General features: G+C 68.0%; 16 protein-coding genes. 10 read left to right on the top strand and 6 right to left on the bottom strand.

The window, feature by feature from the left end; translation table 11 throughout:
• Positions 1–27 precede the first annotated feature (27 nt).
• A complete protein-coding gene (locus tag ACIBGM_RS05445) occupies positions 28–1,674 on the top strand; it encodes an ABC transporter (RefSeq protein WP_360519821.1) in 1,647 nt (548 codons plus the stop codon).
• Positions 1,675–1,766: 92 nt separating this feature from the next.
• Here the strand turns inward: ACIBGM_RS05445 and ACIBGM_RS05440 are convergent, their stop codons facing one another.
• Positions 1,767–2,384, bottom strand: coding sequence for an SRPBCC family protein (locus tag ACIBGM_RS05440; protein ID WP_360519819.1), 618 nt, complete (start codon positions 2,382–2,384; stop codon positions 1,767–1,769).
• 78 nt (positions 2,385–2,462) lie between these two features.
• Positions 2,463–3,014, bottom strand: coding sequence for a single-stranded DNA-binding protein (locus ACIBGM_RS05435; RefSeq protein ID WP_396384569.1), 552 nt, complete (start codon positions 3,012–3,014; stop codon positions 2,463–2,465).
• Positions 3,015–3,160: 146 nt separating this feature from the next.
• On the opposite strand from ACIBGM_RS05435, the gene ettA reads away from it, so the two are divergent.
• The 4 genes from ettA (at position 3,161) to ACIBGM_RS05415 (ending at position 6,392) form a co-directional block, all read left to right on the top strand.
• Positions 3,161–4,843: an energy-dependent translational throttle protein EttA gene (gene ettA, locus ACIBGM_RS05430; protein ID WP_360519816.1), complete on the top strand. Its 1,683-nt coding sequence runs from the start codon at positions 3,161–3,163 to the stop codon at positions 4,841–4,843.
• A gap of 153 nt (positions 4,844–4,996) precedes the next feature.
• On the top strand, positions 4,997–5,299 hold the full coding sequence (locus ACIBGM_RS05425) for a helix-turn-helix domain-containing protein (RefSeq protein WP_360519814.1): 303 nt from the start codon (positions 4,997–4,999) through the stop codon (positions 5,297–5,299).
• Positions 5,296–5,769, top strand: coding sequence for an SRPBCC domain-containing protein (locus ACIBGM_RS05420; protein ID WP_360519812.1), 474 nt, complete (start codon positions 5,296–5,298; stop codon positions 5,767–5,769). Before ACIBGM_RS05425 ends, ACIBGM_RS05420 begins: the two co-directional genes overlap by 4 nt.
• Positions 5,766–6,392, top strand: coding sequence for a dihydrofolate reductase family protein (locus ACIBGM_RS05415; protein ID WP_396384568.1), 627 nt, complete (start codon positions 5,766–5,768; stop codon positions 6,390–6,392). Before ACIBGM_RS05420 ends, ACIBGM_RS05415 begins: the two co-directional genes overlap by 4 nt.
• Here ACIBGM_RS05415 and ACIBGM_RS05410 read toward each other — a convergent pair.
• Both ACIBGM_RS05410 and ACIBGM_RS05405 read right to left on the bottom strand, forming a co-directional pair.
• On the bottom strand, positions 6,376–7,263 hold the full coding sequence (locus ACIBGM_RS05410; RefSeq protein WP_396384567.1) for an aminoglycoside phosphotransferase family protein: 888 nt from the start codon (positions 7,261–7,263) through the stop codon (positions 6,376–6,378). The two genes, ACIBGM_RS05415 and ACIBGM_RS05410, sit on opposite strands and share 17 nt — an antisense overlap.
• 43 nt (positions 7,264–7,306) lie before the next feature.
• Positions 7,307–7,756 carry a MarR family winged helix-turn-helix transcriptional regulator gene (locus ACIBGM_RS05405; protein ID WP_396384566.1) on the bottom strand — a complete coding sequence of 150 codons (450 nt, stop codon included), beginning with the start codon at positions 7,754–7,756 and terminating at the stop codon, positions 7,307–7,309.
• A gap of 93 nt (positions 7,757–7,849) precedes the next feature.
• Here ACIBGM_RS05405 and ACIBGM_RS05400 point away from each other — a divergent pair, with 93 nt between their 5' ends.
• The gene (locus tag ACIBGM_RS05400; protein ID WP_396384565.1) at positions 7,850–9,217 is read left to right on the top strand and encodes an FAD-dependent oxidoreductase; all 1,368 of its coding nucleotides are present in this window, start codon (positions 7,850–7,852) and stop codon (positions 9,215–9,217) included.
• On the opposite strand, the gene ACIBGM_RS05395 is transcribed toward ACIBGM_RS05400, so the two are convergent.
• Positions 9,214–9,672 carry a MarR family transcriptional regulator gene (locus ACIBGM_RS05395; protein ID WP_360519863.1) on the bottom strand — a complete coding sequence of 153 codons (459 nt, stop codon included), beginning with the start codon at positions 9,670–9,672 and terminating at the stop codon, positions 9,214–9,216. The two genes, ACIBGM_RS05400 and ACIBGM_RS05395, sit on opposite strands and share 4 nt — an antisense overlap.
• Positions 9,673–9,817: 145 nt before the next feature.
• Here ACIBGM_RS05395 and ACIBGM_RS05390 point away from each other — a divergent pair, with 145 nt between their 5' ends.
• The gene (locus ACIBGM_RS05390; protein WP_396384564.1) at positions 9,818–10,393 is read left to right on the top strand and encodes a YceI family protein; all 576 of its coding nucleotides are present in this window, start codon (positions 9,818–9,820) and stop codon (positions 10,391–10,393) included.
• 44 nt (positions 10,394–10,437) lie between these two features.
• On the opposite strand, the gene ACIBGM_RS05385 is transcribed toward ACIBGM_RS05390, so the two are convergent.
• Positions 10,438–11,037: a TetR/AcrR family transcriptional regulator gene (locus tag ACIBGM_RS05385; RefSeq protein ID WP_396384563.1), complete on the bottom strand. Its 600-nt coding sequence runs from the start codon at positions 11,035–11,037 to the stop codon at positions 10,438–10,440.
• A 73-nt stretch (positions 11,038–11,110) separates the two neighbouring features.
• Between ACIBGM_RS05385 and ACIBGM_RS05380 the strand changes: the two genes are divergently transcribed.
• Genes ACIBGM_RS05380 through ACIBGM_RS05370 form a run of 3 tightly spaced genes read left to right on the top strand, consistent with a single transcriptional unit; the run spans position 11,111 to position 14,245 of the window.
• Positions 11,111–12,256, top strand: a complete 1,146-nt coding sequence (locus ACIBGM_RS05380) for an acyl-CoA dehydrogenase family protein (protein WP_360519798.1) — start codon at positions 11,111–11,113, stop codon at positions 12,254–12,256.
• Between the two features lie 13 nt (positions 12,257–12,269).
• Entirely contained in the window at positions 12,270–13,490 is a 1,221-nt protein-coding gene (locus ACIBGM_RS05375; protein WP_360519796.1) for an acetyl-CoA C-acetyltransferase, read from the top strand.
• Complete coding sequence (locus ACIBGM_RS05370; RefSeq protein ID WP_360519795.1) at positions 13,490–14,245, top strand: SDR family oxidoreductase; 756 nt, start codon at positions 13,490–13,492, stop codon at positions 14,243–14,245. The genes ACIBGM_RS05375 and ACIBGM_RS05370 overlap by 1 nt, the downstream gene beginning before the upstream one ends.
• Position 14,246: the final 1 nt, after the last annotated feature.

Raw genomic sequence — 14,246 nt, 5'->3', positions numbered from 1 at the left:
GGAATTGTGGATACGGTCAAGGGCCTGGTGAGGGGCTCTACCGATGTCCTGACGAAGATCGAGGCACTGGAGCAGGCCGCGGAGGCCGGCCAGGGCCGGCTGGACCCGGTGGTGCTCACCGAGGCCACGCAGATCGTGGACCGGGCCGGGCAGCGGCTGCGGATGTCCGGCGAGCTGACCGTGGTCGCGCTGGCCGGTGCGACCGGCTCCGGCAAGTCGTCGCTGTTCAACGCGATGACCGGACTCGACCTGGCCGCGATCGGCACCCGCCGGCCGACCAGCTCGATGCCGCTCGCCTGTGTCTGGGGTGAGGAGCCGGCCGGCGAGATCCTGAACTGGCTGGGGATCCCGCGCCGCCATCAGGTGCAGCATCGCAGCTCCCTGGAGGACGCGAGGTCGGAAGACCTGGACGGTCTGGTCCTGCTGGACATCCCCGACCACGACTCGACCGAGGTCGAGCACCGCCTGATCGTCGACCGGCTCGTGGAGCTGGTCGACATGCTCGTGTGGGTGGTGGATCCGCAGAAGTACGCCGATGCCGCGCTGCACAACCGGTACATCAAGCCGTTCGCATCGCACTCCGGGGTGATGGCGTTCGCGCTGAACCACATCGACAAGCTCACCCCGGACCAGCGCAAGAGCTGCCTGAACGACCTGGATCGCCTGCTCAAGTCGGACGGACTCAAGTCGCCGAACGTCGTTGCGACGTCCGCGGTGAACGGTGACGGTCTGGAAGAGCTGCGCACGCTGCTGGTCAAGCGGGTCAACAACAAGCGGTCCGCACGTGAGCGGCTCGCCGCAGACGTCGACCGTGTCGCGGACCGGATGGCGAGCCAGTGCGGCAACGCGAAGACTCCGGAGATCGCCAAGGCCGACATCACCGAGCTCGTCGACGCGCTGTCCGACGCGAGCGGCGTGCCGGTGGTCGTCGACGCCGTACGGCGTTCCTACCTGCAGCGGGCTCGTGGCGCGACGGGATGGCCGGTCACCAAGTGGCTTGGGCGATTCCGGCCGGATCCGTTGCGGAGGCTGCACCTGGATCAGGTGCCGAGGCAACAAGGCAAGGCGCTGCGCAGGTCCGCCTCCCACGAGGTGGCGATCGCGCGCTCCTCGTTGCCTGCGGCAACACCCGTGCAGCGCGCGCGGATGGACACCGCGGTCCGCACGATCACCAACAAGGCGGCCGAAGGACTGTCCCGTCCGTGGGCCGACTCCGTCCGCACGGCGGTCCGTCGCCGCGAGGAGTCGCTCGGCGACGAGCTCGACCAGGCGGTCGCTCGCACCGACCTCGGGACGAGCAACAACCCCGGTTGGTGGAGTGCGGTGCGGTTCATCCAGTGGCTGCTGTTCCTGGTGGCGCTCGGTGGTGGGCTGTGGCTCGCCGCGCTGGCCGTGTTCGGCTTCCTGCAGTTGGAAGACCCGCCGCTGCCGAAGTGGAACGGCATCCCGTACGCCACGATCATGCTGATCGGCGGCGCGGTCCTGGGTGTCGCTGTCTCGTTCGCGTGCCGCCTCTTCGCCACCAGCGGAGCCGCCCGTCGGGGCCGCCTGGTCGCCAAGGCGCTCCGGACCGAGCTCGAGAAGGTTGCCGACAGCCACATCGTGGCGCCGGCCCGGGCCGAGCTCGACGCCTACACGACCTGCCGCGACAACCTGGCGACCGCCCGCCGCTAGTCCTTCACAGCTGTCCCACGGGGTAGTCACCGTGGGACGGCTGGGGCCGCCCGCGGTCGGGCGGCGGCCGACAGCCTCTCGGGTGCGTGCCGTCAGACCTCGGCGCCGGGGGAGTACTGCGCCATGGAGAGTTTGGCGGCTTCTGCCAGGTCCTCTTCCTTGGTCGTGCCGGAGGCGCGGACGGAGTCGATCCAGGCGCGGACGCAGTGCTCGTTGTACTTGATGACCTCGGGGGAGTTGGCCATCTCCATCGGGTCGGTGTCCTCGGGAAGCTCGCCGTTGACGTAGAGGGCGAGGCCGAGGACGGCGCCGTCCCAGCCGGGGCCGACCCAGAGCGCGCCGGAACCGCCGGGGGCCGGGGGCTCGCTCATCGAGTGCTCGAGCTCGAGCTCGGTCGAGGCGCCGGAACCTGGTGCCAAGCGCAGCTCGAGCAGGCTGGTCGGCCCGCCGAACGTGACCTTGAACCGCTTCGGCGGCTCGCACTCCAGGATCTCGCCGCCGGCGTTCCCCTCCAGCTGGAAGGAGCCGCCGACCTTGAGGTCGCCGGTGACCGGCAGGAACCAGCGCCGCATCCGCTCCGGATCCGTCAGCGCGTCCCAGAGCTCGTCGGGGTCGGCTTGGTACGACCGGCGCATCACCACCGTGACCGTCTCCCCGGTCCGGCTGACTTCGCGCTGAACCGCGTTGATGTGCTCGAGGATGTCGATCACGGTCTTGTCCCTCTCGTCTCAGGCTGCTGTGCAGCCCAGACTGCCGCTCATCACTTATATAAGTCAAGGCTGAGATAGTCATGCGGCCTCGGACTCCCTGGTGGTCGGGGTGAGGGGCAGCGGGGTGACGGAGTACTCCTCGGCCGGGTACGGCGAGGCGGAGGCGTCGGCGGCGCCCGACGAGGCGCTCCCGTAGTCTCCGGACGAGGCTGGGGAGCCGGAGGCGGATGTGTCCGACGAGTTGGTTGCGCCGGCGCTACGGGGTGGGGTCTTGGTGAAGGATGTCGTGCCGCGGTTGAGGTCGTGGCCGAGGGAGAAGGCTTCGAGGATGACGCGGCTGCGGGTTTCGCCGGTGTCGTCGGTCCACTCGTGTGTTCGTAGCCGGCCGGTGACCAGGACCGGTTGGCCGACATGCACCGATTCGAAGGCGTTCTGGGCGAGGATGCGCCAGCACTCGACGGTGTACCACGTCGTCGGTTTGGCGACGTAGATCCCGAGGTTGCGGTCGAACGTCCGGGGTGTCGAACCGAGCCGGAACGTCGCCCGGGCGGTCTGCCCGCCGAGCTCCTTGAAATCCAGGTCGCTGCCGACCCAGCCCTGCACCGTCACATAGGTCTCGCCGAGGCTCATGATGGCCACCTTCCGATCGGTCGCGGATGCGATGTCACCGGAGAAGATGCAGGGGCCGCGGCGGGTTCCGCCGTACCGATCGCCGATCTGTGGACAACCGAGGGCTGGTTGGGAACACCCTGGCCCGAGCACATAGGCTCTGGGGTATGGCGGAATTCATCTACACGCTTCGCAACGTCCGGAAGGCGCACGGCGACAAGGTCGTTCTCGACAACGTCACGCTGAACTTCCTCACCGGCGCGAAGATCGGCGTGGTCGGGCCGAACGGCACCGGTAAGTCCTCGCTGTTCAAGATCATGGCGGGGCTCGACCAGCCCTCCAACGGTGAGGCGCGGCTGGCCGACGACGCGACGGTCGGGATCCTGCTGCAGGAACCGCCGCTGACCGAGGGCAAGACGGTCCTCGAGAACGTCGAGGAAGGCGTCGGCGACACCAAGCAGAAGCTGGACCGCTTCAACGAGATCTCCGCCGAGCTGGCCGACCCGGACGCGGACTACGACTCGCTGCTCGCCGAGATGGGCGACCTGCAGACCGAGCTAGACCACCGCAACGCGTGGGACATCGACGCCCAGTTGGAGCAGGCGATGGACGCGCTGCGCTGCCCGCCGGCCGATGTGCTCGTGGACAACCTGTCCGGTGGTGAGCGCCGCCGGGTCGCGCTGTGCAAGCTGCTGCTGCAGCAGCCCGACCTGCTGCTGCTCGACGAGCCCACCAACCACCTGGACGCCGAGTCCGTGCTGTGGCTGGAGCAGCACCTGCAGAAGTACCCGGGCGCCGTCATGGCGATCACCCACGACCGGTACTTCCTGGACAACGTGGCCGAGTGGATCCTGGAGCTCGACCGGGGCCGGACCTACGGCTACGAGGGCAACTACTCGAAGTACCTGGAGACCAAGAAGCAGCGGCTCGTGGTCGAGGGGCAGAAGGACGCCAAGCGGCAGAAGATCCTGGAGCGCGAGCTCGAGTGGGTCCGGTCGAACGCGAAGGCCCGGCAGACCAAGAGCAAGTCCCGGCTGGCTCGGTACGAGGAGCTCGCGGCCGAGGCCGAGCGGGCCAAGAAGCTGGACATCGACGAGATCAACATTCCCGCCGGTCCGCGCCTGGGCAGCACCGTGCTCGAGGTGAGCAAGCTGGAGAAGGGCTTCGGCGACCGCAAGCTGATCGACGGCCTGTCGTTCTCGCTGCCACGCGCGGGCATCGTCGGCATCGTCGGTCCGAACGGTGTCGGCAAGTCGACGCTGTTCCGGATGATCGTCGGCCAGGAGCAGCCGGACGCCGGCTCGCTGAAGCTGGGTGAGACGGTCAAGATCTCGTACGTCGACCAGTCGCGCGGCGGCCTGGACCCGAAGAAGACGGTCTGGCAGCAGGTGTCCGACGAGCTCGACTTCATCAAGGTCGCGAACTTCGAGATGCCGAGCCGGGCGTACGTCGCCTCGTTCGGCTTCAAGGGCCCGGACCAGCAGAAGCCGACCGGGGTGCTGTCCGGCGGTGAGCGGAACCGGCTGAACCTCGCGCTGACGCTGAAGATGGGCGGCAACCTGCTGCTCCTCGACGAGCCGACCAACGACCTGGACGTGGAGACGCTCCAGTCGCTGGAGGACGCGCTGCTGGAATTCCCGGGCTGTGCGGTGGTCGTGTCCCACGACCGGTGGTTCCTGGACCGGGTGGCGACCCACATCCTCGCCTGGGAGGGCACCGAGCAGGACCCGGCGCAGTGGTTCTGGTTCGAGGGGAACTTCGCGTCGTACGAGGCGAACAAGGTCGAGCGGCTGGGGCCGGAGGCGGCACGGCCGCACCGCGTCACCTACCGGAAGCTGACTCGGGACTAGTCGAAACAAGACACCCTCAGCGCCCACCTCGCCACGTGCGAGGTGGGCGCTGCTGTTTCCAGTGACCTGATAGTTAGCCCTTGCGCTAAGTGTCAGAGCGAGCTAATACTTAGCCTTGTGGCTCAGTATTCGGTTGAGGTTGACGGAGTGTTCGTGGCGTTGGCTGATTCGACTCGACGGGGCGTCGTCCGGCGGTTGGGGCGGGGGCCGGCCAGTGTGGGCGAGTTGGCGAGTGAGTTCCCGATGACGCTGCCGTCGTTCATGAAGCATGTGCGGACGCTGGAGAGCAACGGGCTGATTCGGACGGTCAAGGTCGGGCGCGTGCGCACCTGTGTGCTGAACCGGGAGCGGCTCGCGCTGGTCGACGACTGGCTGGCTGAGCAGCGGCAGATCTGGGAGGACCGGACCGATCGGCTGGAGCGGTTCGTCACTGATTCGATGGAGGAGCAGGCATGAATCCGGAGCTCGACCTGACCCTGGAGCGCGTCATCCGCGCGCCTCGCGCCGTGGTCTGGAAGGCGTGGACGGATCCGGACCGGTTCGCGCAGTGGTGGGTGCCGGCGCCTGCCGTCTGCCGGGTGGAGCGGCTGGATGTCCGTCCCGGCGGCGCCATGGTGACGCGGCTGAGTGACGACGGCGAGCGGTTCGGCCCGCATCTCGACGCGACGTTCCTCGTCGTCGACGACCTGGAGCGGCTGGTCTTCACGAACGCGATCGACAGCAGTTGGCGCCCGGCGAAGCCCGAGCCGATCGCGATGACGGCCGAGATCAACCTGGCCGACCATCCGGACGGCACCGACTACCGCGTCGTCGTACGGCATGCCGACCCCGCGTCCCGCGCCCTGCACGAGCAGCTCGGCTTCGCGGACGGCTGGGGCACGGTCACCAAGCAGCTCGCCGAGCTTGCGGAGAGGACTGAACGATGAAGCTCCTGCTCACCGAGTTCGTCTCCCTCGACGGCGTCAGCCAGGGCCCCGGCTCGCCGACCGAGGACACCAGCGGCGGCTTCACCAAGGGCGGCTGGCTCGTGCCGTACATCGACGAACAGTTCGTACGGCGGACCTCCGGCTGGCTCGACCTGGCCGACGGCATCCTGCTCGGACGGCGCACCTACGAAGCGTTCGCGCGGGACTGGCCGGAGATCACCGACCCCGACGACCCGTACACCGCCCGGATGAACTCCCTGCCGAAGTACGTCGCCACCAACACGCTCACCGAGGGCAGTTGGAACCCGACGACCGTGCTCCGCGGCGACGCCGTCCAAACCGTCGGAGAGCTCAAGTCCCAGCCAGGACGTGAGCTCCAGATCCACGGCAGCGCCCGCCTCGGCAACGCCCTCCTGACCGCCGGCCTGGTCGACACCCTCAGGCTCGTCGTCGCCCCGACCGTGGTCGGATCAGGCCGACGACTGCTCGAGCACCCGAGTGAAGCCCTCGGCCTCCGGCTGGTCGAGCAGGAGGTGACGCCGAACGGCCTCGTCGTCCTCGAGTACGAGACCGTCGGCGCCGCACGGGTCGCCGAGTACGAAGGCGTCACGGCCTTCGTGTAGCCAGGTGGTCAGCCAGGACCTCGGACACCACCCGAGGGCTCTCCGGCGAGTCGTACGTGATGAGCGCCTTCCAGAGCGCCCAGGCGCGGGCACGTGCCCACGTGCCCGCGTCCTGCCGTACGGCGTCCCGGAAGACCTCCCGGGATGCGCCGGAGAAGAACGTGTAGGCGATCACCAGGTCGCACGCCGGATCGCCGACGCCTGAGGTCCCGAAATCGATCACCGCGGACAAGCGGCCGTCCTGCACCAGCAGGTTGCCGCTCGCGATGTCGCCGTGGAACCACACCGGCGGCCGGACCCACGCCGTACCCAATGCCGTCTCCCAGACCTCCTGGGCGAGGTCGGTGTCGATCTGACCCTTAAGTACAGCGAGGGCTTCCATCGTCTCGTCGTGGTAATAATCCGGCGGCGCACCCCTGTAGAAGCTGTGCGCCCCTGCCGCAGGTCCACCGGTCGCGTCGCAACCCTGCAGCGCGAGGATGAACTCGGCGATCGAGCGAGCGAAGTCGGACAAGTCCGTGACGGTGTCGTACGACGAGGTCCGGCCGTCGATCCAGCGGCGGATCGCCCAGTGGTGCGGGTACCCGTGCCCCGGCTCGCCCTTGGCGACCGCCTCCGGGATCGGCACCGGCAACGACGGCGCCAGGATCGGCAGCCACTCGTGCTCCTTATGTACGGCGGCGGCGTACGCCTCATGCGTTGGCAGCCGGGCCGTGAGGTCGGAGCCGAGCCGGTACGTCCGGTTGTCCCAGCCGTCGATCTTGACCGGAGTCACCGGCAGGTCGGCCCAGTGCGGGAACTGGTCGGCGAGCAGGCGTCGTACCAGGGCGGCGTCGATGCCGGCCCGGCCGTCTTGGTGAAAGTCCGTCACGTCACGAGAGTCTTCCCGGCCAGGCGCGACGGGCTCAAAGCATTTAGCTCTCCGCTACACCGTCCGCGCCGATGGAGTCCGCGAGAAAGGCGGAGATCACTTTCAGCTCGGCCTCGCTGCGGGTCGCGAGCACGGACTGAATGTGCTGGCCCTGCTCGGTGTACAGCGGGACCAGCTTCGCCTGGATCGCTTCCACCGACGGCGTGACCACGACCTTGCGGCGATCGCCCGGATCCGGCCGGCGGGTGACGAAACCGTGCGACTCCAGCCGGTCGATGACGCCGGTGACCGTGCCGGAGGTGAGGCCGGTGTGCTCGGCGAGTTGTCGCGGCGTCAACGGACCGTAGGTCTGCAGCAGGGTCATGAACTGCGAGTCGCTGGCACCCAGGCCGACCTTCGCGGAGACCGCGTGGTTGAACAGCACGACGTCCGCGATGAACCGGACCAGCCGCTGCTGGATCTCGGCGGCGAGCTCTTCTCGGGAACTGGTCATGGTTCGCCTCAGCATAGGGCTTGAATTTCTCTCGGATCTCCAAGATACTCGAATTACCGAGATACTTGAAGAACCGAGATAAGAGGGTCAGAGATGAAGGTACTGGTGATCGGAGGCGGGACCGGCGGGCTGGCGCTGGCGCACGGGTTGAAGCGCGCCGGGATCGAGGTGACGGTGTTCGAGCGCGACGCGTTGCGGACCGACGGCCTGCACGGCTACCGGGTCGGCATCGACCCGGACGGCAGCCGGGCCCTGCATGCGCTGCTGCCGAGCGAGCTCTACGACACGTTCGTGGCGACCAGGGCCCGCGACCCGAAGTACTTCAACATGCTCACCGAGGACCTCAAGGAGGTCCTGTCGTTCGACCTGCTGCCGGTAACCGACCCTGTGGCGAGTGAGAAGTCGATCAGCCGGATGACGCTCCGGCAGATCCTGCTGACCGGGCTGGAGGATGTGGTCGAGTTCGGCAAGGAGTTCACCCACTTCGAGCAGGGCGCCGACCGCGTCACCGCGTACTTCGCCGACGGTACGCACGCCACCGGTGATCTCCTGGTGGCCGCCGACGGCGCTCATTCCCGGGTACGGCGCCAGTACCTCCCGCAGGCGAAGACCGAGGAGACCGGGATCGTCGCGATCGCCGGCAAGCTCCCGATCACCGACGAGAGCGCGGGCCTGGTGCCGCCGAAGGTGTTCGAGGGGATCACGATGGTGAACGCCCCGCGTGGCCTGGCGTGCATCCTGCACGTGATGGAGTTCCAGTGGGACCGCGACGGGAACGTGAAGCACGGGATCGGCGGCAACACCGAGGAACTGATCCGGCGCTGGCCCGGCCTCCAGTTCGACAACACCCGTGACTACATCAACTGGGGTCTGTCGGCGACCGCGGACAAGCTGCCGGCCGACATCATGGACCTGCGTGGGGACGAGCTGATCGAGGTCGCCAAGCGGCTGACCGGTAACTGGCACCCGGATCTGCAGAAGCTGATCGGGCTGACCGATCCCGGCACGTGCTTCCCGGTCAACATCTGGACCTCGGTGCCGCTTGAGCCCTGGCAGACGACCAATGTGACGCTGCTCGGTGACGCGATCCACACGATGACGCCAGGTCGTGGCGTGGGTGCAAACACCGCGCTACGGGACGCGGTCAACCTTTGCCGGCAGCTGATCGCCGTACGGGATGGTCATCAGCAGCTGATCGCGGCGGTGCGTGACTACGAAGCGAAGATGATCGACTACGGGTTCGACGCGGTGATCAAGTCGCGGGCGCAGATGACGGCGGACGATCCGGTGCACAAGCCGGTCGTCGGGCGGCTGGCCCTGGCAGGCATGCGTACGGCGATGCGCGCGGTCAACCACCTGCCACCGGTCAAGCGGCGCATGCGTGACTCCATGCTCGCCTACCGCGGTGCGGACCGGGACGAGCTGACGCTGGACATCACGCCCGCCCGGATCACAAGTTAGCGCTGGCCGATGTGCTCCGAGACCGAGTCGAACACCCGGCCGATGGCGGCGAAGTCCTCGGAGGAGGCAAGGTCGACGAGGTTGTCGCGGACGCCCTCGACATGAGTCGGCGCGGCCTGCTCGAGCAGGTCCAGGCCTGCGTCGGTCAGCTCGGCCCAGACGCCCCGCTTGTCACTGGTGCACGATGTGCGACGGACCAGTTCGGCGGCCTCGAGGCGGCCCACGGTGTGGGTCAGCCGGGAGCGGCTCTGGTGCAGCCGGTCGGCCAGATCGGCCATCCGGAGCCGGCGGTCGGGCGCTTCGGACAGCCGGACCAGGATCTCGTAGTCGTTGATACCGATACCGAACTGCCGCAGGTCGTCGTCCAGCTTGGCCATCAGGCGCGCGGTGCCCAGCAGGTACGCGCGCCACGCCACCTGCTGCTCGGCGTTGAGCCACCGGGTCTCAGTCGTCATCGTCACGGGAACAGTGTACCGGGAATGTAGTTGACTTTTAAACCGTTGATGCCTACTGTCGTAGTCAACAGGTTGAAATTTGAACTTCCCAGCGACTGCGTCGCCCCCGACCAGTACGTCCCCACGTAAGACCCGAGAGGAACCCATGAGCGAGACCGTCACCACCGGCACAACCCCGACCAGCACCATCCCCGGCCTGGTCGCCGGTACCTACGCGATCGACGCAGCCCACAGCGAGATCGGCTTCACCGTCCGGCACCTGATGACCAAGGTCCGCGGCACCTTCCAGGAGTACACCGGCGAGATCAACGTCAAGGACACCCTGGAGGAGTCGACCACCAACGTCAGCGTCGAGCTGGCCTCGGTGCACACCCGTAGCGAGCAGCGCGACGGCCACCTGCGGTCCGGTGACTTCTTCGACGCCGAGAACAGCCCGAAGATGACCTTCGTCAGCACCGCCCTGAAGCCGGAGGGTGACGACTACATCCTGGCCGGCGAGCTGACCATCAAGAACGTGACCAAGCCGATCGAGCTCGCCGTCGAGTTCCTCGGTGTGGACCAGAACGCCTACGGCCAGACCATCATCGGCTTCGAGGCCTCCGCCCAGATCAGCCGCAAGGAGTGGGGCATCGACTTCAACGTGCCGCTCGAGGGTGGCAAGCTGCTGATCGGTGACAAGGTGGACATCCACCTCGACGTCCAGGCTGCGTTCCAGGCCTGACCTCACGCATCAAGGCCCCGCACCTGACCGGTGCGGGGCCTTTGCTATGCCTGGACCATCCGGTGGGCCAGGTCGGCGTACAGCTTGCCCAGCGCCTCCGGGTCACCCCGGTGTGGCGTGTACCACCGGGCCACGTCGATCGACAGCGACAGTACGGCGAGCGTCGTACCGGGCAGGTCGTCGACCGCGAACGACCCGTCGGCGACGCCGGCGTGCAGGACCTCCTCGATCTGGGCGGAGATCGCGCGCCGGATGGCGGCCACCTCGGCCAAGTGGTCGGGTGTCAGGGCTGCCAGCTCGTACTGGACGACTCGCGCGATGGTGTGGTGCTGCGCGTGCCAGGCCGTGAAGGCGGACACGAGAGAGCGCAGCCGATCGGCGGGCGTCGTGTCGGTGTCGGCAGAGCGCAGTACGTCGAGAGCCGCTTGGTGGCCGTAGCGGCTGATCTCGAAGAGCAGCCGCTCCTTGGACGGGTAGTGCACGTAAAGCGCGGCCGGGCTCATCCCCGCCCGGGATGCGATGTCGCGGGTCGTGGTGGCCTGGAAGCCCCGCTCGGCGAACGCGTCGATGGCGCCGGTCAGCAGCCGGCGCGCGGCGGCCGGCTGGACATGCTCCCAGACGAGTGGGCTGGTGACTGCGGACACGTTGACACCCTGCCTCAAGTTCGCGAAGCTAAGCAAGCGCTTAGCCATTTGTCTCAAATCCACGGGAGGCCCCATGGAACGCGTCATCTTCACCGAGGACCACCACGCCTTCCGGGCCAGCGCGAAGGAGTACTGCGACCGCTCCCTGGTGCCGCGGATGGAGCAGTTCCTCGAGGAGAAGACGATCGACCGGTCGGCCTGGCTGGAGGCCGGCAAGCAGGGCTTCCTCGGTCTCGACGTCCCCGAGGAGTACGGCGGTTCGAGTGTCGGCGACTACCGCTTCAACGCGGTGTTCGCCGAGGAGGTGTCCAAGGTCTCCGCGTCGCTGTCGAGCTGCTTCGGCATCCACTACGACTGCGCGGCGCCGTACCTGGTGGATCTGGGCACCGAGGAGCAGAAGCAGCGCTGGCTGCCGAAGTTCTGCGCCGGTGAGTCGATCGCCGCGATCGGCATGACCGAGCCGTCCGGCGGCTCCGACCTGGCTGCGCTGAAGACGACCGCGAAGCGGGTGGACGGCGGCTGGGTGGTGAACGGGTCGAAGACCTTCATCACCAACGGCGACATGGCCGACCTGGTGATCACCGCGGCCCGGACCGACCCGGCCAAGGGCGCGAAGGGCATCAGCCTGTTCGTGATCGAGGAGGGCATGGACGGGTTCGCCCGCGGTCGGAAGCTGGACAAGGTCGGGCAGACCGAGTCCGGGACCTCGGAGCTGTTCTTCGAGGACGTGTTCGTGCCGGACGCCAACGTGCTCGGCGAGGTGGACCGCGGCTTCATCCACATGATGGAGCGGCTGGCCCAGGAGCGGGTCGGCGCCGCGGTGTCGAACATCGCGCAGGCCGCCCAGATCCTGGACGAGACGATCGAGTACGTGAAGCAGCGCAAGGCGTTCGGCCAGTCGGTCGGCTCGTTCCAGTACAACAAGTTCCTGGTCGCCGAGCTGGTCACCAAGGCCGAGGTCACCCAGGCCTACGTCGACAACGCGATCGTCGCGCACGACGAGGACCGGCTGTCGGCCGTGGACGCGGCGAAGGTGAAGTGGTGGAGCGCCCAGGTGCAGAACGAGATCCTGGACGCGTGCGTCCAGCTGCACGGCGGCTACGGCTACATGAACGAGTACCGGGTGGCACGCGCCTGGCGGGACGCCCGGGTCACCAAGATCTGGGCCGGCTCCAACGAGATCATGAAGGAACTCATCGGCCGCGACCTCGGCCTGTAGGAAGGACCTGGCAATGCCTGAAGCAGTCATCGTGTCCACCGCGCGTTCGCCGATCGGCCGCGCGTACAAGGGGTCGCTGACCAGCATCCGGCCGGACGACCTCGCCGTACAGATGATCAAGGCGGCGGTCGACAAGGCCGGGCTGACCGGGGACCAGATCGAGGACCTGGCGGTCGGTTGTGCGGAGCCGCACGACGAGCACGGCGGCAACATGGCCCGCCGGATCGCGGTGCAGCTCGGCTGGGACAACACGCCGGCCACGACCGTCAACCGGTTCTGCGCGTCGTCGACGCAGACCGCGCGGATGGCCTTCCACGCGATCAAGTCCGGTGAGGGCGACATCTTCGTCAGCGCCGGGGTCGAGTGCGTGTCGCGGTACAAGAACTTCGGCTCCGCCGGGGTCGGTGACCCGAGCTCGTTCAACGAGGCCTTCGCCGAGGCCGTGCAGCGGACCGAGAAGTACGCCGAGACGAACGACACCTGGCACGACCCGCGCGAGGACGGGCTGCTGCCGGACATCTACATCGCGATGGGCCAGACCGCCGAGAACGTCGCGACGCTCAAGGGCATCACCCGGGCCGACCAAGACGCATTCGGGGTTCGCTCGCAGAACCTGGCCGAGAAGGCGATCGGCAACGGCTTCTTCGAGCGCGAGATCGTGCCGGTGACGCTGCCGGACGGCACCGTGGTCAGCCAGGACGATGGCCCGCGGCCGGGCACGACCCTCGAAGGCGTCAGCGGACTCAAACCGGTCTTCCGCCCGGACGGCACGGTGACCGCCGGCAACTGCTGCCCGCTGAACGACGGCGCCGCCGCGGTCGTGATCATGAGCGACACCAAGGCCCGCGAGCTCGGCCTGACCCCGCTGGCGCGGATCGTCTCGACCGGCGTCAGCGGCCTGTCGCCGGAGATCATGGGCCTCGGTCCGATCGAGGCGTCGAAGCAGGCGCTGGCCCGGGCCGGGATGAGCATCGGCGACATCGACCTGGTCGAGATCAACGAGGCCTTCGCGGTCCAGGTGATCGGCTCTGCGCGGGAGCTCGGCATCGACGAGGACAAGCTGAACGTGCACGGCGGCGCGATCGCGCTCGGCCACCCGTTCGGGTCGACCGGTGCGCGGATCATGACCACGCTGGTGAACGGGCTGCAGTTCGAGGACAAGCAGTTCGGGCTGGAGACCATGTGCGTCGGTGGCGGCCAGGGCATGGCCGTGATCCTGGAGCGCCTCAGCTGATGTCGTTGCAGGACCGTACGGCGATCATCACCGGAGCATCCCGCGGGATCGGGCTGGCCATCGCGCAGCGCCTGGTGGCCGATGGCGCTCGCGTCGTCATCACCGGCCGTACCCAGGAGACGCTCGACGCTGCCGTCGAGTCCCTGGGTGGCCGGGAGCACGCGATCGCGGTCGCCGGCAAGGCGGCCGATCCCGAGCACCGGGCCACGGTGGTCGCCGCTGCGGTGGCGACGTACGGGTCGGTGGACCTGCTGGTGAACAACACCGGCATCAACCCGATCTACGGCAAGCTGCTCGACGTCGACCAGGCCGTCGCGGCGAAGATGGTCGACACGAACGTGCTGGCCACGATCGCCTGGGTGAAGGCCTGCCGGGACGCCTGGATGCGCGCCCACGGCGGGTCCGTGGTCAACCTGTCCTCGGTGGCCGGCCTGGCGCCGTCACCGGGGATCGGCTGGTACGGCGCGACCAAGGCGATGCTGTCCCGGGTGACGGCCGAGCTGGCGGTCGAGCTGGCCCCGGAGATCCGGGTCAACGCAGTGGCTCCGGCGGTGGTGAAGACCAAGTTCGCCGGAGCCCTCTACGAAGGCCGTGAGGACAAGGTCGCGTCGACGTACCCGCTGAAGCGGTTGGGCACACCGGAGGACGTTGCCTCGCTGGTGTGGTTCCTGCTGTCGGACGAGGCGTCCTGGATCACCGGCCAGACCATCACGATCGACGGCGGCCTCACCCTCAACGGCGGGATCGTCGGCTAGA

It is taken from the genome of Kribbella sp. NPDC050470 (assembly GCF_044458365.1).
Lineage (GTDB): Bacteria > Actinomycetota > Actinomycetes > Propionibacteriales > Kribbellaceae > Kribbella.
The sequence above is the reverse complement of the archived record's forward strand: the minus strand, read 5'-3'. Positions and strand labels throughout refer to the sequence as shown.

Bases quoted from the DNA above. Each gene is read 5' to 3' on its own strand.
- ACIBGM_RS05435 (WP_396384569.1), bottom strand. From the start codon at position 3,014: ATGAGCCTCGGCGAGACCTATGTGACGGTGCAGGGCTGGGTCGGCAGC.
- ettA (WP_360519816.1), top strand. From the start codon at position 3,161: ATGGCGGAATTCATCTACACGCTTCGCAACGTCCGGAAGGCGCACGGC.
- ACIBGM_RS05420 (WP_360519812.1), top strand. From the start codon at position 5,296: ATGAATCCGGAGCTCGACCTGACCCTGGAGCGCGTCATCCGCGCGCCT.
- ACIBGM_RS05415 (WP_396384568.1), top strand. From the start codon at position 5,766: ATGAAGCTCCTGCTCACCGAGTTCGTCTCCCTCGACGGCGTCAGCCAG.
- ACIBGM_RS05405 (WP_396384566.1), bottom strand. From the start codon at position 7,756: ATGACCAGTTCCCGAGAAGAGCTCGCCGCCGAGATCCAGCAGCGGCTG.
- ACIBGM_RS05400 (WP_396384565.1), top strand. From the start codon at position 7,850: ATGAAGGTACTGGTGATCGGAGGCGGGACCGGCGGGCTGGCGCTGGCG.
- ACIBGM_RS05395 (WP_360519863.1), bottom strand. From the start codon at position 9,672: ATGACGACTGAGACCCGGTGGCTCAACGCCGAGCAGCAGGTGGCGTGG.
- ACIBGM_RS05390 (WP_396384564.1), top strand. From the start codon at position 9,818: ATGAGCGAGACCGTCACCACCGGCACAACCCCGACCAGCACCATCCCC.
- ACIBGM_RS05380 (WP_360519798.1), top strand. From the start codon at position 11,111: ATGGAACGCGTCATCTTCACCGAGGACCACCACGCCTTCCGGGCCAGC.
- ACIBGM_RS05375 (WP_360519796.1), top strand. From the start codon at position 12,270: ATGCCTGAAGCAGTCATCGTGTCCACCGCGCGTTCGCCGATCGGCCGC.
- ACIBGM_RS05370 (WP_360519795.1), top strand. From the start codon at position 13,490: ATGTCGTTGCAGGACCGTACGGCGATCATCACCGGAGCATCCCGCGGG.